At 54.4% G+C, this 24,603-nt stretch carries 24 protein-coding genes; 8 read left to right on the top strand and 16 right to left on the bottom strand.

What is annotated here, in order from left to right; all coding sequences use genetic code 11:
- Nucleotides 1-2 precede the first annotated feature (2 nt).
- Nucleotides 3-2,363 carry a trans-4-hydroxy-L-proline dehydratase gene (gene hypD, locus D888_RS0103820; RefSeq protein WP_026362200.1) on the bottom strand — a complete coding sequence of 787 codons (2,361 nt, stop codon included), beginning with the start codon at nucleotides 2,361-2,363 and terminating at the stop codon, nucleotides 3-5.
- A 602-nt stretch (nucleotides 2,364-2,965) separates the two neighbouring features.
- Between hypD and gorA the strand changes: the two genes are divergently transcribed.
- Nucleotides 2,966-4,324, top strand: coding sequence for a glutathione-disulfide reductase (gorA, locus tag D888_RS0103815; protein WP_020675208.1), 1,359 nt, complete (start codon nucleotides 2,966-2,968; stop codon nucleotides 4,322-4,324).
- 28 nt (nucleotides 4,325-4,352) lie between these two features.
- On the opposite strand, the gene D888_RS0103810 is transcribed toward gorA, so the two are convergent.
- The gene (locus tag D888_RS0103810; protein WP_020675207.1) at nucleotides 4,353-5,516 is read right to left on the bottom strand and encodes a radical SAM protein; all 1,164 of its coding nucleotides are present in this window, start codon (nucleotides 5,514-5,516) and stop codon (nucleotides 4,353-4,355) included.
- 209 nt (nucleotides 5,517-5,725) lie between these two features.
- On the opposite strand from D888_RS0103810, the gene D888_RS0103805 reads away from it, so the two are divergent.
- Nucleotides 5,726-6,796, top strand: a complete 1,071-nt coding sequence (locus D888_RS0103805) for a GTP pyrophosphokinase (protein ID WP_020675206.1) — start codon at nucleotides 5,726-5,728, stop codon at nucleotides 6,794-6,796.
- A gap of 139 nt (nucleotides 6,797-6,935) precedes the next feature.
- Nucleotides 6,936-7,616: an IS1595 family transposase gene (locus D888_RS0103800; RefSeq protein ID WP_026362199.1), complete on the top strand. Its 681-nt coding sequence runs from the start codon at nucleotides 6,936-6,938 to the stop codon at nucleotides 7,614-7,616.
- A gap of 32 nt (nucleotides 7,617-7,648) precedes the next feature.
- On the opposite strand, the gene D888_RS0103795 is transcribed toward D888_RS0103800, so the two are convergent.
- A complete protein-coding gene (locus tag D888_RS0103795) occupies nucleotides 7,649-7,942 on the bottom strand; it encodes a hypothetical protein (protein ID WP_020675204.1) in 294 nt (97 codons plus the stop codon).
- A gap of 18 nt (nucleotides 7,943-7,960) precedes the next feature.
- The gene (locus D888_RS0103790) at nucleotides 7,961-8,473 is read right to left on the bottom strand and encodes a glycine/sarcosine/betaine reductase selenoprotein B family protein (protein WP_033423381.1); all 513 of its coding nucleotides are present in this window, start codon (nucleotides 8,471-8,473) and stop codon (nucleotides 7,961-7,963) included.
- Nucleotides 8,474-8,719: 246 nt separating this feature from the next.
- Between D888_RS0103790 and D888_RS0103785 the strand changes: the two genes are divergently transcribed.
- The 3 genes from D888_RS0103785 to D888_RS0103775 all read left to right on the top strand — a co-directional run bounded on the left by D888_RS0103785 (nucleotide 8,720) and on the right by D888_RS0103775 (nucleotide 12,620).
- Entirely contained in the window at nucleotides 8,720-10,291 is a 1,572-nt protein-coding gene (locus D888_RS0103785; protein ID WP_020675202.1) for an acyl-CoA dehydrogenase family protein, read from the top strand.
- Between the two features lie 248 nt (nucleotides 10,292-10,539).
- Nucleotides 10,540-11,856, top strand: coding sequence for an FAD-dependent oxidoreductase (locus tag D888_RS0103780; RefSeq protein WP_020675201.1), 1,317 nt, complete (start codon nucleotides 10,540-10,542; stop codon nucleotides 11,854-11,856).
- Nucleotides 11,857-11,939: 83 nt separating this feature from the next.
- Complete coding sequence (locus tag D888_RS0103775; RefSeq protein ID WP_020675200.1) at nucleotides 11,940-12,620, top strand: haloacid dehalogenase type II; 681 nt, start codon at nucleotides 11,940-11,942, stop codon at nucleotides 12,618-12,620.
- 153 nt (nucleotides 12,621-12,773) lie between these two features.
- Here D888_RS0103775 and D888_RS0103770 read toward each other — a convergent pair whose 3' ends face one another.
- Complete coding sequence (locus D888_RS0103770; protein WP_020675199.1) at nucleotides 12,774-12,959, bottom strand: hypothetical protein; 186 nt, start codon at nucleotides 12,957-12,959, stop codon at nucleotides 12,774-12,776.
- A gap of 202 nt (nucleotides 12,960-13,161) precedes the next feature.
- Between D888_RS0103770 and D888_RS23915 the strand changes: the two genes are divergently transcribed.
- A complete protein-coding gene (locus D888_RS23915; protein WP_156826939.1) occupies nucleotides 13,162-13,338 on the top strand; it encodes a hypothetical protein in 177 nt (58 codons plus the stop codon).
- Between the two features lie 90 nt (nucleotides 13,339-13,428).
- Here D888_RS23915 and D888_RS0103765 read toward each other — a convergent pair whose 3' ends face one another.
- Nucleotides 13,429-14,187 carry a hypothetical protein gene (locus D888_RS0103765; RefSeq protein WP_020675198.1) on the bottom strand — a complete coding sequence of 253 codons (759 nt, stop codon included), beginning with the start codon at nucleotides 14,185-14,187 and terminating at the stop codon, nucleotides 13,429-13,431.
- Nucleotides 14,188-14,540: 353 nt separating this feature from the next.
- On the opposite strand from D888_RS0103765, the gene D888_RS0103760 reads away from it, so the two are divergent.
- A complete protein-coding gene (locus D888_RS0103760) occupies nucleotides 14,541-15,743 on the top strand; it encodes an MFS transporter (protein ID WP_020675197.1) in 1,203 nt (400 codons plus the stop codon).
- On the opposite strand, the gene D888_RS0103755 is transcribed toward D888_RS0103760, so the two are convergent.
- From D888_RS0103755 to pruA, 10 genes are all read right to left on the bottom strand, one after another.
- Nucleotides 15,711-16,052 (bottom strand): MGMT family protein, encoded by a 342-nt coding sequence (locus D888_RS0103755; protein ID WP_026362197.1) that lies wholly within the window; start codon nucleotides 16,050-16,052, stop codon nucleotides 15,711-15,713. The genes D888_RS0103760 and D888_RS0103755 overlap by 33 nt on opposite strands.
- Nucleotides 16,053-16,078: 26 nt before the next feature.
- Nucleotides 16,079-16,219 carry a hypothetical protein gene (locus tag D888_RS23910; RefSeq protein ID WP_156826938.1) on the bottom strand — a complete coding sequence of 47 codons (141 nt, stop codon included), beginning with the start codon at nucleotides 16,217-16,219 and terminating at the stop codon, nucleotides 16,079-16,081.
- 28 nt (nucleotides 16,220-16,247) lie between these two features.
- Nucleotides 16,248-17,057 carry a universal stress protein gene (locus D888_RS0103750; RefSeq protein WP_020675195.1) on the bottom strand — a complete coding sequence of 270 codons (810 nt, stop codon included), beginning with the start codon at nucleotides 17,055-17,057 and terminating at the stop codon, nucleotides 16,248-16,250.
- Between the two features lie 15 nt (nucleotides 17,058-17,072).
- The gene (locus D888_RS0103745; protein ID WP_020675194.1) at nucleotides 17,073-17,795 is read right to left on the bottom strand and encodes an ATP-binding cassette domain-containing protein; all 723 of its coding nucleotides are present in this window, start codon (nucleotides 17,793-17,795) and stop codon (nucleotides 17,073-17,075) included.
- The gene (locus D888_RS0103740) at nucleotides 17,785-18,567 is read right to left on the bottom strand and encodes an ABC transporter ATP-binding protein (RefSeq protein ID WP_020675193.1); all 783 of its coding nucleotides are present in this window, start codon (nucleotides 18,565-18,567) and stop codon (nucleotides 17,785-17,787) included. Before D888_RS0103740 ends, D888_RS0103745 begins: the two co-directional genes overlap by 11 nt.
- The gene (locus D888_RS0103735) at nucleotides 18,557-19,513 is read right to left on the bottom strand and encodes a branched-chain amino acid ABC transporter permease (RefSeq protein WP_020675192.1); all 957 of its coding nucleotides are present in this window, start codon (nucleotides 19,511-19,513) and stop codon (nucleotides 18,557-18,559) included. Before D888_RS0103735 ends, D888_RS0103740 begins: the two co-directional genes overlap by 11 nt.
- On the bottom strand, nucleotides 19,513-20,409 hold the full coding sequence (locus D888_RS0103730; protein ID WP_020675191.1) for a branched-chain amino acid ABC transporter permease: 897 nt from the start codon (nucleotides 20,407-20,409) through the stop codon (nucleotides 19,513-19,515). Before D888_RS0103730 ends, D888_RS0103735 begins: the two co-directional genes overlap by 1 nt.
- A 177-nt stretch (nucleotides 20,410-20,586) precedes the next feature.
- On the bottom strand, nucleotides 20,587-21,717 hold the full coding sequence (locus tag D888_RS0103725) for a branched-chain amino acid ABC transporter substrate-binding protein (protein ID WP_020675190.1): 1,131 nt from the start codon (nucleotides 21,715-21,717) through the stop codon (nucleotides 20,587-20,589).
- A 126-nt stretch (nucleotides 21,718-21,843) separates the two neighbouring features.
- On the bottom strand, nucleotides 21,844-22,752 hold the full coding sequence (locus D888_RS0103720; RefSeq protein ID WP_020675189.1) for a proline dehydrogenase family protein: 909 nt from the start codon (nucleotides 22,750-22,752) through the stop codon (nucleotides 21,844-21,846).
- Nucleotides 22,753-22,755: 3 nt separating this feature from the next.
- Nucleotides 22,756-24,399, bottom strand: a complete 1,644-nt coding sequence (pruA, locus tag D888_RS0103715; RefSeq protein WP_020675188.1) for an L-glutamate gamma-semialdehyde dehydrogenase — start codon at nucleotides 24,397-24,399, stop codon at nucleotides 22,756-22,758.
- Nucleotides 24,400-24,603 lie beyond the last annotated feature (204 nt).

Raw genomic sequence — 24,603 nt, 5'->3', positions numbered from 1 at the left:
CGCTAAAAGGCCTCATTCTCGGTGCGCTCGATCACTTCCTGCTGCAGGTCGGCATTCATATCATTGAAGTAATCGCTATAGCCCGCCATACGCACCAATAGATCCTTATAGTCTTCCGGGGTTTCCTGTGCGGCCTTCAGGGTCGCGGTGTCAACGATGTTGAACTGGATATGGTGACCACCCAGGGTGAAGTAGCTGCGCACCAGTTGAGCGAGTTTTTTAATATCCTCGTCACGCTTCAGCAGGCTCGGCATAAAGCGCTGATTCAGCAGGGTGCCGCCCGACAGCGTATGGTCGAGCTTGGTCAGGGAGCGGACCACCGCCGAAGGTCCGTGGGTATCGGCACCGTGGGAGGGCGAGGTGCCGTCGCTGATCGACTTGCCGGCAAAGCGCCCGTTGGGCGTAGCGCCCATCATCTTGCCGAAGTAGATATGACAAGTGGTCGAGAGCATGTTGAGGTGAAAGTTCTCCCCCTTGACGTTCGGCTTGCCGTCGATGGCCGCCAGCAGATCGGCGTAGACCTGCAGGGCAATATCGTCGGCACAATCATCATCATTACCGAAGAAAGGGGTCTTGTTGACCAGGGTCTGGCGCAGGAACTCCTCACCTTCAAAGTTCTTCGCCATAGCAGAAAGGACGCGTTCCATGGAAAAACTCTGTTGTTCAAAGACGTGCGTCTTCAGTGCCGCGAGGCTGTCGGTAACCGTTCCGAGTCCGGTGCACTGAATATAGTTGGTGTTGTAGCGCGGACCGGCATCATAGTAGTCCCGCCCCTTGCTGATGCAGTCCGCAATCACCACCGATAAAAACGGCGCCGGAGCGTACTTGGCGAACATGCGGTCGATGTAGTTGCTGACCCGGATTTTGGTCTCCACCACATAATTCAATTGACGGACAAAGGCCGCGTACAGTTGTGCATAGCCTTTGAAGGTGCCCGGATCACCGGTCTCGATACCGACCCGTTTGCCGGAGAGCGGATCGATCCCGTTATTCAGGGTGATTTCAAGAATTTTCGGAACGTTGAGATAGCCGGTCAGCACGAAAGCTTCCTTGCCAAAGGCCCCAACCTCGATGCATCCGCTGCAGCCCCCTTCGCGAGCGTCGCGCAGCGATTTGCCCTGGCGCATCAGCTCGATGGTATAGACATCGGGGTTGAAGATGGACGGATAACCGTGCCCCTGACGGATGACCTTACAGGCCGCCTGCAAAAATCGCTCTGGGGTCTTGCTGCTGATGTGCACCGCATTGCCCGGTTGCAGAATGTGCAGCTCTTCAACGATCTCGAGCATGAGGTAGGAGACTTCGCTGACGCCGTCCTTCCCTTCGCCGGTGATGCCGCCGATATTGAGATTGGTGAAGTCGTTGTAGGTGCCGCTCTCCCGCGCGGTAATACCGACCTTGGGCGGCGCCGGATGGTTGTTGACCTTGATCCAGAAGCAGCAGAGCAGCTCCTTGGCCTGCTCCCGCGTCAGGCTGCCGGCGGCGATTTCGCGCGCATAGAAGGGGGCCAGATGCTGGTCGAAATGACCGGGGTTCATCGCATCCCAGCCATTCAGCTCGGTAATGGTGCCGAGATGTACGAACCAGTACATCTGGATCGCCTCATGGAAGGTCTCAGGCGCGTGGGCCGGCACCCGGCGACAGACCCTGGCGATCTGCTGTAATTCCATAACACGCTGCGGATCGCTTTCTTTTTCGGCCAGCTCTTCGGCCAGACAGGCATGACGTTCGGCAAAAAGGATCACCGCGTCGCAGCTGATATCCATGGCCTTCAGCTCTTCGAATTTATCGGTCGCCGCCGGGTCGGTCAGATAATCGAGGCCGGCAATTTCAGCCGCGATCCGGGCCTTGCAATCGAGCATCCCCTGCTGATAGATCTGTCCGTCAAGCGCGGTGTGCCCCGGCGCGCGCTGCTCCATAAATTCGGTAAACAGTCCGGCCTCGTAGGCGACCTGCCACTCCGGTGGGACATGGCCGAAAATTCGCTCGCGGATCGTCTTCCCCTGCCAGTAGGGGATCACCTCGCGCGCATAGGTGTCAATATCCTCGGCGCTGATCGTATAGCGCTGCTGCTCGCGGGTATTCAGCACCTGAAAATCCTCGACGCTATGACAGGTCAGCTCAGGGAAGGTCGGCACGACCTTGGGCCGTGGCCCACGTTCGCCAACAATCAGCTCATCATCACCAAGATAGATGGTCTTCTTTCGACAGTGGTCGAGGAAGTTCAGTGCCCGCAGCACCGGGATCGAATACTTCCCATAGTTCTCCTGGTAAAAAGCGGTCTCATGCAGCGCTCGCTCAATCGACAGGCTCGGTGTGGTCTCGACGCTCAGTTTGCGTAGTCGCTGAATACGCGGATTCATCCCCGGCCCTATGGGGTTGCTGGTTCCAGGGTAAAAATTCCCCTCAGCGGCGGCCTTGCGTTGCGGAGCAATATGTGAAATGTCGTGACTTTTCATCGGAATCCCCTTTTGTCATGAACAATCGGCAAAGGCCGTGGCGGTTGTAGAGCCGATCTTTTGCTAGAGCAAGTTGAATACCAACCTCGCGTTTGCCGGGACGAATCCCTTTTCTACTGAAATATCGAATCTTTTTCCACCCCTATAGCGAAAGATTGAAGACCGGGAAACCATGTGCTTATGCAAGATAGAATAACTTATCCTGTTTTGCATATCAGCATGTGATCCAGACGGATCTCAATTGAAGAAACCCGGCGGACCCCCTGGGCACGCTACTGCCTGACTTTGCTATAACCGTCTCTCACGTACCACCAGAGAAACGGACAGACCGGAGAGGACACCAGAAAATTTCCTGACAAGTTCAGTTTACATGCAGTATAGCTGACAAGTCATCAGACCGGCAGGGCTTTTATGCCATCACCTAAGCATCTGCCATTCATTCAATCCAGAGTTCTTTTAACAATGCTATGCTTACACCTTCTGACAACTTTATCCAAGGAGCGAAAATGGTCCGGCATTTTGACTATATTGTGATCGGCGGCGGCAGTGGCGGCATCGCCTCGGCCAATCGGGCGGCAATGCGTGGTGCCAAGGTTGCCATTATCGAGGCCCACCTGTTGGGTGGAACCTGCGTCAACCTCGGTTGTGTCCCCAAGAAGGTCATGTGGTATGGCGCCCAGGTGGCGGAAACAATCAAACAATATGCGCCGGATTACGGCTTTGATCTGGAGATTAAGAATTTCAGCTGGTCAAAACTGGTTAAAAACCGCAACGCCTACATCGAACGCATCCACCAGAGCTACCACAACTCTCTGAACAGTAACGGAGTCATCCTGATCAAAGGATTCGCCCGGTTTGTTGACCGAAAAACCGTTGAGGTCGACGGTGAACACTATACCGCTGCGCATATCCTGATCACGGTGGGCGGTCGCCCGACGCTCCCGAACATTCCGGGAGCCGAGTTCGGCATCGATTCAAACGGCTTTTTTGCCCTGACTGAACAACCCAAACGGGTCGCCGTCGTTGGCGCGGGGTATATTGCGGTCGAGTTGGCAGGCATGCTCAACAGTCTGGGCACCGAGACCCACCTGTTTGTGCGCAGGCACGCGCCACTGCGCAACTTCGAGCCACTGCTGGTCGACACCCTGATCGAGGTGATGGCCGACAATGGGCCCTGCCTGCACACCCAGGCATTACCGGACAAGGTCAGCAAAGAGAAGGACGGCAGTCTGACCCTGCACCTCAAAAATGGTGAACGTCATCATGTCGACCAACTCATCTGGGCCGTTGGCCGCCATCCAGCGACCGATGAGATGAACATCGATGCCGCCGGGGTGACCAGAACCGCATCCGGCTATATCAAGGTTGACGCTTTTCAAAATACCCTAACCGCTAACATCTATGCCGTCGGAGATGTGGTCGCTGGCGGGATTGAACTGACCCCGGTTGCCGTCAAGGCGGGACGCCTGCTGGCCGAACGCCTGTTTAATCCAGAAATGCCGCAGGCTAAAATGGACTACAGCCTGGTGCCGACCGTGGTCTTCAGCCATCCACCGATCGGCACCATCGGCCTGACCGAACCTGAGGCCATCACACAGTATGGTGAAGGGCAGATCAGGGTCTACACCTCAGGCTTTACCGCGATGTACACCGCAGTGACCCAGCATCGACAGCCGTGCAAAATGAAGCTGGTCTGCGCTGGTCCAGAAGAAAAAATCGTCGGTTTGCATGGGATCGGCTACGGAGTGGACGAGATGATCCAGGGTTTTGCGGTTGCGATCAAGATGGGTGCGACCAAGGCAGACTTTGACAGCGTCGTGGCAATTCATCCCACCGGCGCCGAAGAATTTGTCACCATGAGATAAGGGAGAAAACCACCACGGATCAGGTCAGTCAGATAAATCTCTTCATCAGCTCTTCAATCACCAGATCAACATTCTCCGGTGTGATATTGAACCGCTGGCAAGCGTCAACGGCACGCGCCCGACAATCAGGCCGTTCCAGATCGTCCAATCGGACAAACAGTCCCATCCGACGGCCAACCTGATAGATCACCTGTTCTGCCGCAGGCAATTTTTGAAACCGTTGAATCACGCCGAGCATGGCAGGTTTGTCCTGTGGAAAGGTCCCCTCGATCTCCTGGAACAGGTTGAGAATGTGGTCACTCTTCAGGGTGCTGCTGATTCCGTTGAGGGTTTCGATAAACAGCAGAATCTCCTGGGCCACCTCGCGATCCCCCAGTTTGACGAATTCTCCAGACTGCCACTGGTTGAACAGTTCCGTATGATTGGGGATCGCCAGACTGCGCAGGCGGATAAAATCGGGATTGATCTGGTTTAAGGCTTCGGCCGTTTCCAGCGCGTGCTCATGCGACAGTTCCCGCCCGCCGAGTCCCGGCATCACATATTCCGAAAGTTCCATCCCGGCCTGTTTAACCTTCAGCCCGGCGCGGATGTGCTGGGCCTGGTCGCAGCCTTTTTTCATCAGAAGCAGCACCCGATTCGCCCCGGATTCCAGGCCGATATGGATCCGGTTGAGACCCGCAGCGGCGATCCGTTCCAGATCGGGCGCGCTGATCTTGTCGATGGTTTGCGAACGCGCATAAGAGGTGATCCGCTCGACAGAGGGGAAGCGCAGCCGGATATGCTCGAGGATCGTCACAAGTTTCTCTGGTTTGAGCACCAGACTGTTACCGTCCTGCAGGAAAATCGAGCGCATCCCGCCAGAAAACCAGCTGCTGGCTGCCATCAGAGCCCGTTGATCGCTGTCAGAAAGGCCATCCGCCAGCTTGGAAATTTCGCGATAATCGGGCTCGCCAGAGCCATCAGAAAGCTGCCGCACTCTTTGCAGTTGCAGATGGACGGCATCTATATCCGCCAGGACGTGTTCCTGCGGTCGAAGCGAGAACTGGGCCCGCTTGTAGACAGAACAGAAGTTGCAGCGATTCCAGGAACAATTACGCGTCAGCCGCAGCAACAGGCTCTCGGATTCGCTCGGTGGTCGAATAGGGCCCTGCTCGAAGCCCTGGTAGCCGGGGTCGGTTTGTATCTCATTCACTGGTTATTTTCCTCAATAGAGTTTTAGTCATCGTGCTTACTGTACCCGATCCGAAATCCCCTGTCTCTGCACCGGCGCCCTGTTCCCGGGCTGAGGCCGGAAAAACCTCGTGTCAAGAACACTCATTATATAATTTACACGGCATCTCGATTGGAAGGGATGTTATACTTTACGTGTTGATTTTCACTCTACAATGTAAGGACCTGCCCGTGGCTTCTCTTAATTTCGAGCTGGAACGACGTAAATTCCGTGAGTATTACGACAAGCACCGGACGCTCTTCGAGATGGCGAAGAACGCCACCGTCAGTATTATCGCCTCGCTGTTCAAACAATCGGACATCGGTGAAGTGACCAAGATTGAAGGGCGGGTCAAGGAGAAAGATGAATGCATCAAAAAATTCCATCGCAAATACCAGAGCAAACTCGAATCTGATGAGCAACCCTACCAGATCAAGGACTATATCTCCGACTTGATCGGCATCCGCATTGTCTGTCTGTACGAGGATCAGATTGAGATGGTTTCCCAGGCATTGCAGCGCCACTTTAAGATTATCGACGTCACTGACAAGATCACCGCCGTCGAGAGCACCGAAGACTCCTTCGGGTACAAGGGGCTGCACATGGATCTGGCCCTGAGCGATGAGCTGGCGGTCCTGCCCAAATATCTGCCCTACGCCAAGCTGACGTTTGAGGTGCAGATCCGTTCCCTGATTCAGGATGCCTGGAGTGTGCTGGACCATAAAATCAAATACAAAAAATCGATCCCCAACGACCTGCGCCGCAGAATCAACGTGCTGTCGGCCCTGTTCGAGTTAGCCGACCGCGAATTCAAGGAGATCCGCAACGCGACCACCGAACTGATGCAGCAAGCGACCGTAGCGCCAATCGGCGACCTACCGAGCGAAGAGGAGACTGCAACGGAAGAGGTCACCAATGATAAACGAATCAATGCCTTTAACTTTTTGCGCATCGCGCGACACTTCTTCCGCGATTTCGAATTCGAGGATTTCAAGGTCGACGGCTTTGTGCAGGACATTTTAAAACTGGCCCCTGACTTCCCCAAGGCCGATCTGCATCGCAGTTTAGTCCAGAATATGAAGACGGTCAGAGACTACCGGACGGAATTTTTGTCCGAAGATGCGGAGAACAGTTTCAGCCCATACACCCTGATCCGTCACTGTCTCTACCTGTATGATTTTAAAACCTTCCACCGCATCCTGTCGCGGGTCTCACGCGAACGCTTTGAAATCTGGCTCGATCGCGCCGCGGTCCAGGACTAGGAGACAACTCAAGCCCTTTTTCAGCGTCCACATACAAGAGCCTCTTTTCAGCTGAATTCAGAAAAGAGGCTCTTTTGTGTTGCTTAAATATTGGGTCATGACTAGTTTAGGTGCACCTGAGGCATGCTAAGCTACTGTCATGACTATGAAAAATAAGTACGCAAAAAGGGCGCACATTTCTGAGCGTAAATTTCAGCAACTTGTTCGCCTATTTGCGGCAGGTCTGGAAGCTTCCCAGATCGCGAAATTGGCTGGATTGAATCGCAACACAGTCAATCGTTATCTAACAAAAATCAGGCAGCGCCTGGCTGAATATTGCAACGCTCAGTCTCCTTATTCAGGAGAAGTCGAAGTTGACGAATCGTTCTTTGGTGCACGTCGCGTTAAGGGCAAAAGAGGCCGTGGCGCCTATGGAAAAACGATCGTCTTTGGTATCTTTCAACGGAACGGTCATGTCTACACCGAGATCGTCCCAGATTGTTCCAAAGCCACGCTACAAGCGGTTATTCGCGGCAAAGTAGAGCTTGAAAGTATCATCTACTCTGACGGCTGGCGCGGCTATAATGGTTTGGTCGATGTTGGTTATGGTAAACACCTTCGTGTTGACCACGGCAAGGATGAGTTTGCCAAAGGTCGTAACCACATCAACGGTATTGAAAGGTTTTGGGGCCATGCAAAAACACGACTCGTTCGTTTCCGTGGCATGTCATCAAACACCTTCAACTTGCATCTCAAAGAATGTGAGTTTAGGTTCAATCATAGAGGTCGGGATCTGAGTCGTTTGATCCTTCGTATTTTGCGGAATCAACCTCTAAACTAGTCATGACCCTAAATATTTAAGGACTCTGCAACTTATTGAAGATCCACTTCGATTGGCGACTGGTAATCAGCGTAGGTTTCACGCCGCCAGCGAAACGGCAGATCCAGTATCGTTCCCGGTACTTTGATCTGGTAGAGCGCACGCAAGGACTCGAGCACGACGGCACGCTGTTGTGGGACATTCCCCGGTTCCCCCAACGGATGACCAAAGGGCCAGCGTAAAAAAACGGTGCGCGGCGGTTTGACCTTCTCCGAGTAGTCCCTGACGATCGAAATGCCGATGGTCGCGATTCCGACCCGTTCAATTGCTCTCTGGATCAATCCCACGGATTGATTACAGATCCCTCAAGCCGGAGTCAATAATACCAGATCGACCTCGTCCGCCTTGAGCCTTTCAGCGACTTCACGCGCGGTCTTGTCGAGTAGCGTAGCGATATGTCGACCGTCGATATGTCCCATGAAGGCATAATGGGTCTGTGCAAGACGGCCGAGCACCCCTTCACTGACGAGTTCGCGCAGGCGATCGAGGGGGAAAATAATGTTCGGGTCTTTTTCAGCGTCCGTATGATCGTAATAGTCGTGTGTGATCTGGAAGTCATAAAATAACTCCTCCCCGTTAAGAACCCGATAGCTCGGGTCGCCATCGACATCGCCCATATCAAACGGTAACTGATTGCGGTGATGAATTCCGGACGTTGTCACCAACGCCAACTTTGCCTGCCTTAAAGAAACTGCCGGTTGAACCCAGGGGATCGCCCCCTCAGTCTCCTGTGGTTGGTAGGCAGCAATAAAGCGCTGCGCCAGCGCAGGGAAACGGGTGGTCAGTCGAGCCAGAAACCGATTTTTCAAACGCGCCATCAAACTCATCCTGACCTCTTTTTGGCTTCACTGTAAGATTGATACTAGCACGAATCTGACTTTCCAACTGCCCTTTTGCATTAATAATCTGCAGGCTCCGACTATCGGCTGATTCGACCCTTGCCCCTGCCATTTCAAGGCATAGGTGACATACTCTCGACCCAACCCACTGTTGCAGCCGGAGGGAACAAGGCTACAATCTAATGACGACCATCACCCTTCACCTCTGTCCAGGGAGCATGTCTGATGAAACCGATAGATCAACCTGAAGTTCTCTCCACGCCGGAGCCGGCTGGCAGCCGCGCACCATTTTCAGATTTTCTGGGGACGTTCAAAGACAGTTTAAAAAATGTATTCCGGATGCGTGAAGATATGGAGCAACTCAGTAGTACGCGTGGCCTGCCACCCTATGTATTACGCGAGATTATGGCCACAGTCCCGCTCTCAGCCTTTATTCCCGTCGAGCATGGTGGCCGTGGTGGCAAGCTGGATGAGGGGATTGCACTTCTCGAAGCCGCCTCTTATGAATCTCTCTCGCTCTCCCTAATCTTTGGCATCAACTGGGCCCTCTTTATCCAGCCGTTAACCAAGTATGGTCAAGTCTCCACCCAAAGAGCGGTCTTCAAAGATTTTATGCAGAAGCAAAAAATGGGTGGTTTGATGATCACCGAACCCGACTACGGCAGCGACGCGCTGCATATGCAGACATGCTGGACCAAGCAGGGGGAAAATTGTCACATCACGGGGACCAAACATTGGGCAGGGTTAACCGGTTGGGCTGACTACTGGCTGCTCACGGCTCGTCACAGCAGTCCAGATAAAGGCCTGGGGAGAGACATCGATTTTTTCATCTGTGATGCCAACGCCGCCGGCCAGCGAATTGTGGTCGAAGAAAAATTCAAAAATCTCGGACTGTATATGATCCCCTATGGCCGCAACCAGATCGATGTCCTGATCCCTGAATCCCACCGACTCGTCGCGCAGACGACTGGGATAAAGATGATGCTCGATTTGTTACATCGCAGCCGTATGCAGTTCCCTGGAATGGCGATGGGATTCCTGACGCGCATCCTCGATGAGGCGACGGCGCATTGCCGGCAACGGAAGGTGGGGGACAGAAACCTGCTCGGCTATGATCAGGTCCAGGCGCGCCTGGCAAAGATTCAATCTGCGGTCACAATTTGTGCGGCGATGTGCGTCAGTTCAAGCGAACGCGCGGGGCTCGAAAATAATCTGGCTGGACAAGGGCTGGAGGCCAACGCCATTAAGACCTGTGTGACAGATCTGATGCAGGAGGCGGCCCAGTCGTTGTTGCAACTGGTGGGGGCCAAAGGTTACAAGCTCGATCATTTTGCCGGCCGCGCCCTGGTCGACAGCCGTCCTTTCCAAATTTTTGAGGGTTCCAACGATATCCTCTACGCCCAAATCAGCGAGTCGCTTCTCAAGCAGATGAAAATGGCGAAGGAGAAGAATCTGTTTGGGTATCTAAGTGGCTTGGATTTAACCGAGCGCTCCAGTCCGCGGCTCAAAAAGGACCTCGACTTCGAATTGGATCCCGCCATGTCTCAACGTAAGCTGGTTGAACTGGGACTTTTGGTCAGTCGCATCCTGGTGATGAATATGGTTATCAACCTCGGCGACAGGGGTTTTGACACGCGGCTGATCGCCAGTTGCCTGACCAACCTGCAACAGGAGATATCACGCGGTTTGACAAGCTACTCCTTTGCGAACCGAAGCGAAGTCATCGACCTGGAGGATAGCCATCCCGGCTGGCGGGATTTTTGCCACCCCACATCGAACCGAACCCCATCAACATAAACGACATCGGCTGACGGCGCACAGAAATAAAACGAGCGAACGCTGGACCAGAGACCACCAGATAACACCCCTTTTATCATTGTGAGTAAGGGCTTTGGAACAGCCCTAGCGGGGGAAACTGAGCATCAGGATACGGCATTTTCCATCAATCAAACGCACCGCTTGCGGACTGCCAAGGCTTTGCCTGCCGACGACGGTTTGGTGTATGTTGCGCCAATCGTTATTTCTCATGTGGAGTTGTTTAAAAGATGCTCAATTTTGACGAACTGGAAAAGGGCTTTACCGAAGAAGAAGCCCTCGCCGAAGCGGCGCGCTGCCTGAAGTGCAAAAAGCCGCTATGCGTCGGCGGTTGCCCGATTGAAAATCGCATCCCCGAGATCATCACCGCCATCGAAGCGAGGGACTATCAAGCTGCCATCGCAATAATCAACGCCAACAGCAACCTGGCGATCATCTGTGCCCGGGTCTGCCCGCATAACGACCAGTGCGAGGGTGCCTGTGTCCTGAACCGCAAGGGAGAGGGAATCCAGATCAGCAAGCTCGAACGCTTTCTTGCCGAAAAGGAGATGGAACTGACCCTTAACCAGATGCGTGACAAGATCGCGATCATTGGTTCCGGTCCGGCCGGGCTATCGGTGGCGGCGATCCTTGCCAAGCAAAACTACCGGGTCACAATCTTCGAGGCCCAGGCCAAGGCAGGTGGCGTGTTGCGTTACGGCATCCCCGAATACCGCCTGCCCAACGAGGTGGTCGAAAAACAGATTGAGGTGGTGCGCAACCTCGGCGTGCGCTTGGAAACCGGCGTAGTGATCGGTGAGGATCTGACCATCGATCAACTCTTCGCCATGGACTACCGGGCGATCTTCATCGGCACCGGCACCGGCCTGTCGCGCAAGCTCGAGGTTGACGGCGAATCCCTCCCCGGCGCCATGCAGGCGATCTATTTTCTCGGCACCGTCAGCCTGATCCAGGACGGCAGCCTCGCCAATCGTCCCTACCCGGTGCTGCCGGGCGATCGGGTGCTGGTGGTCGGAGCCGGCAACGTCGCGGTCGATGCCGCCCGTACCGCGCTGCGCCTGGGTGCGGCCAGCGTCAGGGCGGTGGATATTGTCCCGGAGAAGGAGCGCCGCGCCAGCGACAAGGAGTACGACGAGGCCCTGCACGAAGGGGTCAGCTTCACCTTCGAGACCAGCGTCACGCAGATCCACGGCGAAGACAAACTGACCGGGGTCACCCTGCAAAAATTCACCCGTCAGCTCTGCGGCCGCGAAAGCATCATCCGGCCACTGCCAGGCAGCGAGGAGCGGATCGCCTGCGACAAGCTGATCATTGCGGTCGGACAGAAACCCTTTGCCCGAATCGTTTCGACCACCACCGGCATCAAGACCAACGAACGCGGCTACGTCATCACCGAAAACGCACCATTTTACGGCATGACGACCCGGGCCGGGGTATTTGCCGCCGGCGACGTGGTCCACGAGCCAAAAACCGTGATTCTCGCCATGCGTGAAGGGCGACGGGTCGCCGAGGCTCTCGACAGCTTCTTGCGCTCGAGAGATATCTGAACATGTGTCTGTTTTGCCTTGTAGGGTCAAAGGTCCAAAAACGTCTCGACGGAAACTGTTGTGAACCCAAAAAGGAGAGCAAAATGATAACCTTGGCTTTTGATGTTTACGGCACCCTGATAGATACTGCGGGAGTCATTACTGCTTTGCAGCAGAAAATCGGGGGACAAGCCTACGCCGCCAGCGAGATGTGGCGCAGCAAGCAGCTTGAATATTCGTTTCGACGCGGGCTGATGCAGAATTATCAGGATTTTGCTGTTTGCACTCGACAGGCTCTCGATTACGTCTGTTCAACAATGCAGTTATCACTCTCAAGAAGTGAACGCGACGAACTGCTCGCCAGCTACCGCAGCCTCCCGGCCTTTGCTGACGTACTCTCAGGACTCAAGGCCTGCCAGCTGGCCGGATTCAGACTCTACGCCTTTTCCAACGGCCGCACTGATGATGTCCAGCACCTGCTCGAACAGGCCGGTATCCGTGATTTTTTTATTGATGTGATCAGCACCAGCGAGATCAGCAGTTTCAAACCAAATCCAGGCGTCTACGCAAATTTTCTGCGCCGTGCCAGTTGCACAGGGGCCGAAGCCTGGCTGATCTCCGGCAACCCCTTCGATGTCATCGGGGCCCTCTCGGCAGGGCTGCGCAGTGCCTGGATCAAACGCAATCCGACAGCCATTTTCGATCCATGGGAGTTCGAACCAACCCTGACTCTCGAGAATCTGACCCAGCTGTCGACCTCGCTTCAACACACAACGATACGCTGATCAGGAGACCTTCAGCACAACACTAAACTTTATTCTGACGGGATTATAAAACACAAGGAGAGTTGATAAAATCTACAGACAGGAACCGCAACGCCCCGGCCTGTCGGTCGAGACATTGCGATGTCATACATTAAAAATTATATACGTACAATCTCAGCCAGCGATCATGTGAGCAACGATCGGCCAGGCAATTAGCACTACCGTGCAAAAGAAGGTAACGAGGAGGCAGCCGGCCAGAATAACGAGCCATGCATTGGCTAGCAGATTCGACTCGACATGGTCAGCGATGTTTTCTTTAACCAGAATGTGACCACTGTTTGATGTTAGTAAGTTCCTCATGACATCCTCCTCTTCGGTAGTGAGAACTGGTATTTCCCCTGCGTTTCAGGAACGTCCTCTTTCTTCCCTGTTTCTTGCTATTATTACTATCCACGGATTGTGCCAAAAACATGAGTAAAATTTTAAATTAAATAATGTATAAAAACTATATACTTACAAACGATATCGAAAAGTTTGATGATCCAGGAAAGGGGATGTATCGTTGCATGTGCAACGCCAGTACCTTCCACCATCATTAATTCAGCGGGACATTGTTATTGATGAATACTTAAAGAAAGCACACAAAGCTGTTATTACCGGTTTTTTACGCGGGAATATGTGCTGCGGGGGGCAAGAGGAAAACCATACCATCATGGATGTTGCATTTGACCGTTGCTGAAGAACAAACGCAACAACTGCAACGGCAGAAGAATGAACAGTTTGGGCCAAACATGCCCAACCCTTCATTTCGATCCCGAGGGCTCCGGCGCTATTTCAAACTTCGAGCCAAAATTTCAAAAGCCAGATCAATGTCGACGTCTGGACGTAGGGAAGGACCGAGCAGGCGTACCAACCCTGCCCGTTTAAGTAACCGATCATCGTAAACGGCCCGCGGACAAAGGCGGCGTAACTCATTCTTGAGATAGGTAAAATTAAGATTTTTAGACAGCTGCATCGCGTCGCCAAGGCCATCATATTTCAGCGCAGCCCGATCAAAGACCAGCGGTGATTTTTCACCTGCATACAGCCAAAGAGTCTCATCGCGTTCTTCGCTGGTCGTGGTCGTTTCGTGCTTCACCTTTTTCATCATCGGCAAACCACCAGCAAGGATGGTCTTGCCGAGGCTGAATTTGCGTTCAGTCACGGTCTCGGTGCTTTGCATCTGTCCAGAACTGCAGGTGCCAAGCAACAGGAGATCGATCCGGTCATAATCGAGGGAATATGAAACCCCTGTAAAGAATTCAAGCTCCAGCGCCTGTCCCCCCAGGACAAAGCGACGCACCCGAAGCGGGATAGATTCCTTGCGCAAGACCGGTGGATCGACAACCACAACGGGAATGCCCTGTTCAGATAATCGAGTCGACACCCGCTCAGCCTGATGGGGATCAGCAAAACTGGCAAGAACAATCGGTCCGCCCCCGGCGATCTTCTGACGCGCCTCGAAAATCAGGATGCCAAGGGTATCGGCAATGATTCTGGCAACGATGTCCACATCATCCTGCCAACCGTAGACCGCAACAATATGCATAGATCCTCCCCTGGCAAAGTTCAATCAGTAGATGCTGAGTCGGGTTGTCATGTAAGCGCCATAACCTTGCCTTGCCTTTTGCAAGGACTGGCAACACGACTCTCCACAAAATACAGGTGGGTACAAAAACGCTTTAGCATTATTAACCAGTGAACTCTTGACGGGGAAATCACTGGTGCAGACAGAACCAGTTTAATTAAATGCTGACCGCGTTTTTTATTTCAATAGATTTGTGCTACAAACACCGTGGTTTTCATTGCGGCGAAGCTTTAACCAGGAGGGCTTTAAGACAAAATGCCCCTCTTGTCTCCCGTCGGCTGTCAGGTTTGAAGAACAATCTAAACGGAGCGGCCATGAACGGCAACGACTTTATTTTACGCGGAACAAAAGACTACCGTCGCGCCAATCTGGCACTTTTTTTTGCCGGGTTTGTAACCTTCTCCACTCTTTATGCCTTTCAGCCGTTATTCCCCAACCTGGTCTTCGAGTTTGGCATCTCCCCGGCACATGCCAGCCTGACACTCTCTTTCGCGACCTTCGCTCTCGCTCTAACCTTGCCGATCTCCGGCAGTCTGTCCGATGCATGGGGCCGACGTCGCTTGATGGGCGTCTCGGTCGTGCTCGCTTCTCTGCTGGCACTATCCAGCGCCGGTCATATTGACTTGCCAAATCTTCTGGCCCTGCGTCTACTTCAGGGGGTTGTGCTTGCGGGTGTGCCGGCCGTGGCGATGGCCTATTTAAACGATGAGATTGATCCGAGCGCCATTGGCAGCGCCATGGGTCTTTACATCGCGGGAAATGCCTGTGGCGGTATGAGCGGACGAATTTTGACCGCCTGGCTGACCGATCTCTTCAGTTGGCGGGTAGCGGTAGCGGGTATCGGCTTGCTCAGCCTGATGCTCGCCCTGTTGTTCTGGCGCCTGCTCCCCCCCTCGCGGAATTTCGAACGCCGCCCTCTGCACCTGGGGGAACTGAGCGCATCACTCTTTTCACATCTGCGCAACCCGGGGTTACAGTGCCTGTTTTTTCTGGCGTTTACCTGTATGGGCGGGTTTGTCACGCTTTACAACTACGTCAGTTTCCGCCTCCTCGGCCCTGAATTCAATCTCAGCCAGGCCCAGGTCGCACTCATCTTCCTCGCCTACGCTTTCGGTGCCAGCGGTTCCAGCATCATGGGCCAATTGACCGACCGCTACGGTCGCAGCCTGATGCTGTTCACCGCGCTTGCCATCATGGGCAGCGGCCTGCTCCTGACCCTGATGTCACAGTTGGTCACGGTTATCTGCGGCATTGTGGTCTTTACCATCGGCTTTTTCGGAGCGCACGCGATCGCCTCGGCCTGGGTCGGAGTCCTCGCCGGCCAGGCGCGCGCGCAGGCCTCATCCCTTTACCTTTTTTCCTATTATATGGGCTCGAGTATTTCGGGAACCGGCGGCGGATTCTTTTACAGCGCCTGGGGATGGACCGGGGTGGTTCTGCTGATTGGACTGTTGTTGATAGCGGCGCTGCTGGCCGGGCTGAGGTTAAACCTGATGACGCGAAACCAAACGGTCTGAAAACTCCCAGAGATAGTTGGTCAGATCGATTCGCTGATTGCGATCGAAGACGATCCCTTCGGCTTCAAGCAGATCACGCTGCAAAATATTCCCTTCACCATCGACCCGTGGGCTGACCCGCCCCTGGGCATTGATCACCCGCTGCCAGGGCAGACCGGTTTCGCGCGGCAGTGCGGCCATCGCAAAACCAACAGTACGTGCAGTGCAACCAACAATCTGGCCAATCCTGCCATAGGTTGTCACAAACCCTGGCGGGATCTCCATTACTAACGCATAGATACTGGGATAGAGAGGACGGCAAGCGATCATCGGTCAGCCGAGCTTCGCGCCGGTGGTCACGGGACGCTCCGGTACGGCCAGGACGATGGCCTGATTTTATGTGCTGGCACCCGCGCCCCGGGAAAAACCTCAACCTCGACAATAGTCCCAGCCCGCAATTCCACGGCGTTAAAATGTGACCAGTCAATCTGCTGCATGCGTGACTCCCGCCCGGCTCAAACCACTTTAGTAGGACATCAGCACCGGCAGGGTCATACACTTGAGCAGGTGACTCCCGACTTCGCCGAGGGTCTGATGCCCATGTCTCGTCTGAGAAAAGGCTCCCATCACCAGAAGATCACTGCCGTCATCGGCACAGCGGCTGAGCAGCAGATCGCCGACACTCAGATTCCCGGCGTTCAGCTTTTCACTGGAGATCGGCAACTGATAGCGCAGCAGATGATCGCAGATATCGGCATCATGAGCGGTGTAGGTCTCATCACCGCCACGCCCCTGAATGCTGATGACCCGCACCGAATCGGCCTCGCGCAACAGCGGGAGGGCATCATGCAGGGCGCGGCTTGATTCGGGGCCACCGCGCCAGGCGAGCATGACCCGCTTGCCCAGGGTTTTAAATTCACCAGTATAGGGCACAATCAACACCGGGCGCCCGGAACCGAGCACGGCTCTCTCGGGCAGACTGGCAGGGATCACACGATCCGGGGCGTCAGCATCGGTCTGACTGACAACCAGCAGATCATGATAATGGGCATAGAGGTTCAGAGCGTGCGGCAGAGGCAGGCCGCTCTTCACGCTTTCGACACAGATCCAACCCGAATCCAGGCCGGCAGAGGTAACCGCGTGAATAAAGTTAACTCTCGCCTCAGCGGCGAGTTGTTGAGGATCTCCCAGATGCGGGGCCGTGTAGGGTTGCGGAATCACGTAGAGACCAGTCAGGCGCGCCTTTTGCTGGGTAGCCAGTTGAACCGCTACCGCCAGCCGAGAAGCACAGGTTTGCCGATTGTCGATATGAACCAGTATATCCTTGAGATTCATCTGCTACCCCTTTGTTTAGTGCTTCTTCCCCAGATAGGCTTCCTGGATCTTCTCCGACGCCAGCAGCTCTGCCGAGGTGCCGGAGAGGGCGATTTTGCCGACATCGAGCACATAGCCGCGATCGGCCAATTTGAGGGCCGCCTTGGCGTTCTGCTCGACCAGCAGCACGGTGACGCCGCTCTTGGCGATCTCCTTGATCTGCTTGAAGATCGCCTTGACCAGAATCGGCGCGATCCCGAGTGAGGGCTCATCGAGCAGCAGCATCTCCGGTTTGCTCATCAACGCGCGTCCGATGGCAAGCATCTGCTGCTCGCCGCCCGACAGGGTGCCTGCCAACTGTTTGCGCCGCTCTTTAAGGCGCGGAAAGAGCTGATAGACCCAGCCGAGCACTTCCCTATCCATCTTGCTTTGCGAGTAAGCTCCAAGCATCAGGTTCTCCTCGACGGTCAGGATGCCAAACACCCGACGCCCCTCCGGCGAATGACTGATCCCCAGTTTGACAATTTTGTGCGCCGGCAGCTCGGTCAGTTCATGCTCCTTGAAGCGGATCGAACCCGCCTTGGCCTTGAGCAGCTGACTTATGGTGCGCATGGTCGTGGTTTTACCGGCACCGTTAGCGCCAAGGATGGTGACGATCTCACCTTTCTGGACCTGTAGTGAGATCCCCTTGATCGCGGCGATACTGCCGTAAGAAACCTCGAGATCCTTGATCTCAAACAGCACATCGTTATTCGTCATCATCTTCGTCCTCACTCCCCAGGTAGGCCTCGATGACCGCCGGGTTCTTCTGGATTTCTGCGGGCGTCCCTTCGGCGATCTTCTTACCAAAGTTGATCACCGTCAGATAGTCGGTAACCTTCATGACCAGATCCATATCATGTTCGATCAGCAACACCGTCACCCCCTTGTCGCGGATCTTGAAGATGGTCTCGAGCAATCCCAGTGTTTCATTGTCATTGAGGCCCGCTGCCGGTTCATCCAGGATCAACAACGTTGGTTCAACCGCCATCGCCCGCGCCATCTCGACCCGGCGCTGGATGCCGTAGGCCAGGCTGCCGACCGGTGTCGCCGCAAACTCGCCGAGACTGAAAAAATCGAGCTGCTCTTCGACTTTGTGCCAGTTCGCTAACTCGTCTTTTCTTGAACCCGGCGTGTGAAAGATGCCGTGCCACAGCTTCTGACTGCTCTTGATATGACGCCCGCTCATGATATTTTCAGCGACCGACATCTGCCCGAAGAGGCGGATGGTCTGGAAGGTTCGCACGATGCCGCGGTCGACAATCTGATAAGGGGTCAGGCCACGGATCTCTTCACCGCGCCAGTTGACCGAGCCCTCTTCCGACTTGTAGATCCCGGTGATACAGTTGAAGACCGTGGTCTTCCCCGCACCGTTGGGTCCAATGACACCGTAGATCTGGCCTGCTTCCACCTTAAGGTTCAGGGCATCAACCGCGGTCAGCCCTCCAAAGCGCTTGGTGACCTCGGTGAGTATCAGTTCATTACGCGCCATGGCTTCCTCCCTTGATCAGGAACTTGGGGATCTTGCCGAAGGTCGCCGGCCAGATACCACGCGGACGCAGGATCATCGACACAATCATGGCGAAACCGAAGATAAAGAAACGCCAGGTGGCAAACTCACGAAACACCTCCGGCAGCACAAACATAACGAATACTCCGATCAGCACCCCGGGAACCGATGAACCCCCAACGATGACAATACTGAAAAAGAGCACCGATTGCATAAAATCAAAGGCTTCGGGACTGACCGCCGAATACTGCACGGCAAACACCGTCCCTGCCAGACCGGCGATACCGGCGCCCAGGGCGAAAGCGAAAATTTTGTAAATCCGCGTATTGATCCCGATACTCTCTGCCGCCAACTGGTCCTCGCGCAGATAATGCATCGCTCGACCAACCTTGCTTTTCTCCAGGTTGCGCATGATCCACAGGGTTAACAGCAACACGGCAAAGGCGAGATAATACACCGATTCCTGACTCACCAATCCGACACCAAACAGTTTCATCGAATCAATCCCGAAGATACCATTGGGGCCTCCGGTGATGCCGCCGAGATTGTTCTGCACCACCTGCACAAAAACGATATTGAAACCGATGGTCGTTACCAGCAGATAATCGCCGCGAAGGTGCACGATGGGACCCGCGAGAATCACGCCGAAAATCGCTGGGATCAGAATCGCCAGCGGAATGGTCGCCAGGAGCGGCCAGCCGTAATGAGTGTTAAGAATCGCCGTGGTATAGGCTCCTATGCCGAAGAACAGCGCCTGGCCCATATTAAACATGCCGCACTTGCCGAGAATAATATCCTGTGACAAGGCCACCACGGTAAAGATCAAAAAGGTGATCGCCACCGCTTGCCAGCGCGAATCGAGAACATACGGCAATACAGCCAGGACGGCAAAGAAGATCGGATAGCCGAATCCTTGTAGTTTCTTCATCAGACTTTCTCCGCAACCCGCTCACCGAGAATCCCGGTGGGACGGACAATCAGGATGATGATCAGCAGAATAAAGGTGAAGGCGTCAGACCAGGTGCTGGAGACATAGCCCGAGATAAAAGCGTTGAACAACCCGAGCAACATGCCACCCAGCATCGCGCCGGGTATATTGCCGATTCCGCCGATAATCGCGGCCACGAAAGCGTATAAACCGTACTGCCAACCCATGTTGAAGGTGATGCCTCGATAGTAAAGCCCAATAAACAGTCCGCCGACCGCGCCGAGCGAGGAGCCGATGATGAAGATCAGGGCGATGACGCTGTTGACGTTGATCCCCATCAGGCGCGCGGCATCCTGATCAATCGAACTGGCGCGGATCGCCGCACCCATGCGGGTCTTTTCAACAAACAGGTAAAGCGCCACCATCAACACCAGCGACAGCACCAGAATGATCACCTGAATCAGACTGATAACCACCCCGCCAAAGTCCCAGTAAACCTGAGGAACCAGTTCCGGGAAGATCCGCATCTGTGGCCCCCAGATCAGCATGATGCCGTTCTGGATCACCAGCGAGGCGCCGAGCGCAGAGACCACCGCTGAAAGGCGCGGCGCCTCCCGCAGGGGACGATAGGCGATGCGTTCGAGGATCACGCCGACCGCCGCCATGACAACCGCAGAGAGCAGGAAGATCGCGATCACCGCACCCAGGGAGACCGCCTGCCCCAGGACCTGGGTATAGATGGTCAGACCGACGAAGGCCGAGGCCGCCACCATATCCCCATGGGCGAAGTTGATAAGGCGCATGACGCCGTAGACCATGGTGTAGCCGAGGGCGACCAGGGCGTACATGCTGCCGATGGTCAAACCGTTGGCCAACTGTTGCAGGAAGGTATCCATAAGGCTGACTCCGGAGGTTGGTGAACAAACTGCCCGTCAAAAGCCAAGGGAGGACTACTTTATCCTCTGCTCGCGTCTGAGAGGCAGGTTTTTCGCCTGCACACATACAGTTTAAAGCTAAAAAAAGGGGCGGAAGAACAACGATCTCCCCCGCCCCGCGTACTTATCAGACCTTATTTATTGAACATATTCGTTAGAATATGTGCCATCAGCCTGAATTTTCTTGACGACATAGGCGCCGCCCTTACGGTTGCCATCTTTAGCAAAGGCGATCGGACCGGTGATCCCCGGTAGCGGCTCGCTCAGATTATGCAGGTAGTCGGAGACCTTCTTGGTGTCGAAACTCTTGGTCTGCTCCATGCCGTGGATGATGGCACGCATGCCGTCGATATTCATCAGACCCCAGATCGAAGCGGGCATTATGCCATATTTCTTCTGGTAGTCGGCAATGAAGGTCTTGGCGACGGCGTAGGGGAGCACGTCAGGTGACGGGACGTTGAGGATGAAGGCTCCCTCGGCTGCGGAACCGGCCAATTTGACGAAGTCCGGATTGTCGTTGGCGTCGCCACCGATGAAGTCGGCCTTAATGCCGAGCGCCAGCTGCTGGGCGCGCAACTGGCCACCATCGGAGTAGTAACCGGCGAAGAAGATCGCGTCAGGATTTTTCGACTTCATGTTGGTCAGAACCGGAGTAAAGTTCTGCGAGTCGGCCTTGATCTTGTCGCGCGAAACCACGTTACCGCCGAGCTTTTTGATTGCGGCTTCCGTGGCATTGGCCAGGCCATCAGCATAGGTCGAGAAGTCGGACAGTACGACGATACGCTTGTACTTCTTAACATTAACCATGTAGTTAGCGGCAAATTCCGCTTCAGCGCTGTTCGGGAAGGAGTTGCGCAGGAAGGTCCAGTAACCGTGCTCGGTCAGACCGTCGGCAGTGCCATCGGAGGTCTGCAACACCTTTGCATCAAAATAGGTCTTCTGAGCGGCTTGGGCACAGGTCGAGGTATAGGAGCCAATGACCATCGAAACGCCTTTATTGACAAGATCCTTGGCGCAGATCGCCGCGGCCATAGCAGTCCCTTGGTCGTCACAGGTGATCACTTCAATCTGCCGGCCCATGACGCCGCCTTTGGCGTTGATCTGCTCGGCGAGCAGGCGGACGCCGTTCTCAATCCCTTGTCCTTCGTTGGCATAACTGCCGGTAATCGGAGCCTGGACGCCAACCTTCAGCGTCTCAGCGGCAAAGGCCGGAACGGCCAACAGTACCGCAACAGTTGCGGCGAGGATGGTACGAGTGCATCTTTTCATTTCGACTCTCCTTGATTGTTTGGTGATAACAAACGTTGTTTTGGTGCGAAGATTAGCGTGCAAAAAACCGAGGGTCAATCAAAACATATTCTGGTTGCCCTCGGCTTTATCTTCTCAGTATAGCATCTAAAAACGTTTCATTCCGAGCATCTGCCTCAGAGCATGTTTAGCAATCGAAGGATTCTCCCGCAGCCGTCGCCGTGAGTAGGGCATCCAGGACGCACCGTAGGGAACATAAACCCGCAAACGGTGACCGGCATCGACGATAATCTGGCGCAGCTCCTCATCGACCCCGAGCAGCATCTGAAATTCATATTCTTCCGGCTTGAGCCCATACTGATCAATCAGCTCAAGGGCCTCGAAGACCAGCTTTTCATCATGTGTCGCAATACCGACATAAGCCTTGTGCTTGAACATCCGCTCCAAGGCCTTGACGTAACTGCGATTGATGGTGAGCGGGTTCTTCCAGGCCGCAGTGCGGGGTTCATTGTAGATCCCCTTGCATAACCGAAAGTGCATAGGCGCATCACTCAAGCTCTCGATATCCGCACCGGTGCGCCGCAGATAAGCCTGAAGCACCAGCCCGACATGACCGGGGAACTCTTCGCGCAGTGTGCGGTACAGCTTGATCGTGGCATCTGTGCAGGCAATATCTTCCATATCGATGCGCACGAAACTGTTCAGCTCTGCCGCCTTGGCCACGATTTCACGGATATTGGCAGCGGCAAAGTCCTCATCGAGCAGCAACCCCATCTGAGTCGGCTTGAGCGACAGGTTGGCATCGATCTTTTCGCGGGAAATTGTTTCGAGGATCTCGAGACACTGTTCCTTGAAAAAGTCCGCCTCCTTTTTGGTTTTAATAAACTCACCAAGTATATCGATCGTCGCCAGCATCCGGCGCCCGTTCAGATCACGAGCCACACGAACCGCATCTTCCAACTTCTCTCCGGCGATATAGCCCTTGGCGAAGAACCCGACGATCGGTCCCGGTACGTGCATGATGGTTTTTGAAACCAGGAAGTTGAAGATCGACATCGCCTATTCCTCATCCATGAAGGGATATTCGAAGTTTTCAGGTGCATCAAAGGTCTCTTTAATGGTTCGTGGCGAGACCCAGCGCAACAGATTGAGCCGCGCCCCGGCCTTGTCGTTAGTGCCTGAAGCACGCGCGCCGCCGAAAGGCTGCTGACCGACAACCGCGCCGGTCGGCTTGTCATTGATATAGAAGTTACCGGCGGCATTTTCGAGTTTGGAGAGCGCCAGACTGACGGCACTGCGGTCTGCAGCAAAGACGGCCCCGGTCAGCGCGTAGGGTGAGGTCTGATCGCAGAGTTCGAGAGTCTGTTCATACTCGTCATCCGGATAGACGTAGATGGTCATCACCGGCCCGAAGATCTCCTCTTCCATAGTGCGGAAATGGGGATCTTTGGCCAGAATAACGGTCGGTTCAATAAAGAAGCCGACACTGTCATCACAGCCCCCACCGATGATCACCTCAGCATCCGCCGAATCGGCGGCGTAATCGATGAACTTGCGGATGCTGTCGAAGGACGCCTGATCGATCACCGCATTAAAGAAGTTTCTGAAATCGGTCGTCGGTCCCATCTTGATCTTGGCGATATCCTGCTCGAGGACTTTGCGCAAAGCCGGCCAGAGTGATTCCGGCACATAAGACCGGGAAGCGGCCGAACACTTTTGCCCCTGAAATTCGAAGGCACCACGAATAATCCCGGTCGCCAGTTTATGCACATTGGCGCTCTGATGGGCGACGATAAAATCCTTGCCGCCGGTCTCACCAACGATGCGTGGGTAAGACTTGTACCCCGCAATATTTTCACCGATAGTTTTCCACATCCCGTGAAATACTTTGGTCGAGCCCGTAAAATGAACACCACCCAGATCGCGGTGAGGCAGGCAGATCCCACCGATCTGCGAACCCGAGCCTGGAATGAAATTGATGACGCCGTCCGGCAGACCCGCCTCTTTCAGAATCTGCATAAACAGGTAGGGTGTGTAGACGCAACTGGATGCCGGCTTGAGCAGCACGGTGTTACCCATAATTGCCGGTGCGGTCGCCAGATTACCGGCAATGGCGGTGAAGTTGAAAGGCGCAACGGCGAGAACGAAGCCTTCAAGCGGGCGCTGCTGCAGTGAATTCCAAATCCCTTTAGGCGATATGGGCGGTTGCTCGGCGTAAATCTGCTCAGCATAACCGATGTTAAAACGCAGAAAGTCGATCAGTTCGCAGGCCGCATCAATTTCGGCCTGATAGGCACTCTTGCTGGTCGAAAGCATGCTGATAGCATTCATCTGATAGCGATACTTTCCTGAAAGAAGTTCGGCCGCTTTCAGAAAAATTGCCGCGCGCTCTTCCCAGCGTAGCGCTTCCCAGGCTGGCTTGGCCTTCATCGCTAGGTCGATCGCCAGTTTGATCTCGGCTTCGCCTGCCATATGGTATTCTGCCAGCACATGTTTATGATCATGCGGCATCACCACCTGACCCAGTTTGCCGGTGCGAACTTCTTTGCCGCCGAGAATTAGCGGGATCTCAATTTTTTTTGAAGCGATTTCGGCGAGTGCCGCTTTCAGTCGAGCGCGCTCGAGTGTCCCCGGAGCATAGGAGTAGATCGGCTCATTGGTTGGAACGGGGACTTTAAACACAGCATTGTTTAAAAGATTCATAGTTTTCCTCTTGGTCTGGGGGACGTCTGCCACAAAAAAACAGACTTTTAAGGGAATTAAGGCCGTATAGCACCGGCTTTCCAATCTATGAAAAAGCAAAGAGGATGCCAAACCTTGTTTTGCTGAACAAAACCGGAGACAGACGAACCTGCCATCCTGTCATTATATCAGCAAAATCAAGAACTTTTCTGAAAAACCATAATT

This window comes from Geopsychrobacter electrodiphilus DSM 16401 (genome assembly GCF_000384395.1).
Classification (GTDB): domain Bacteria; phylum Desulfobacterota; class Desulfuromonadia; order Desulfuromonadales; family Geopsychrobacteraceae; genus Geopsychrobacter; species Geopsychrobacter electrodiphilus.
This window is presented reverse-complemented; position numbering and strand designations above follow the sequence as displayed.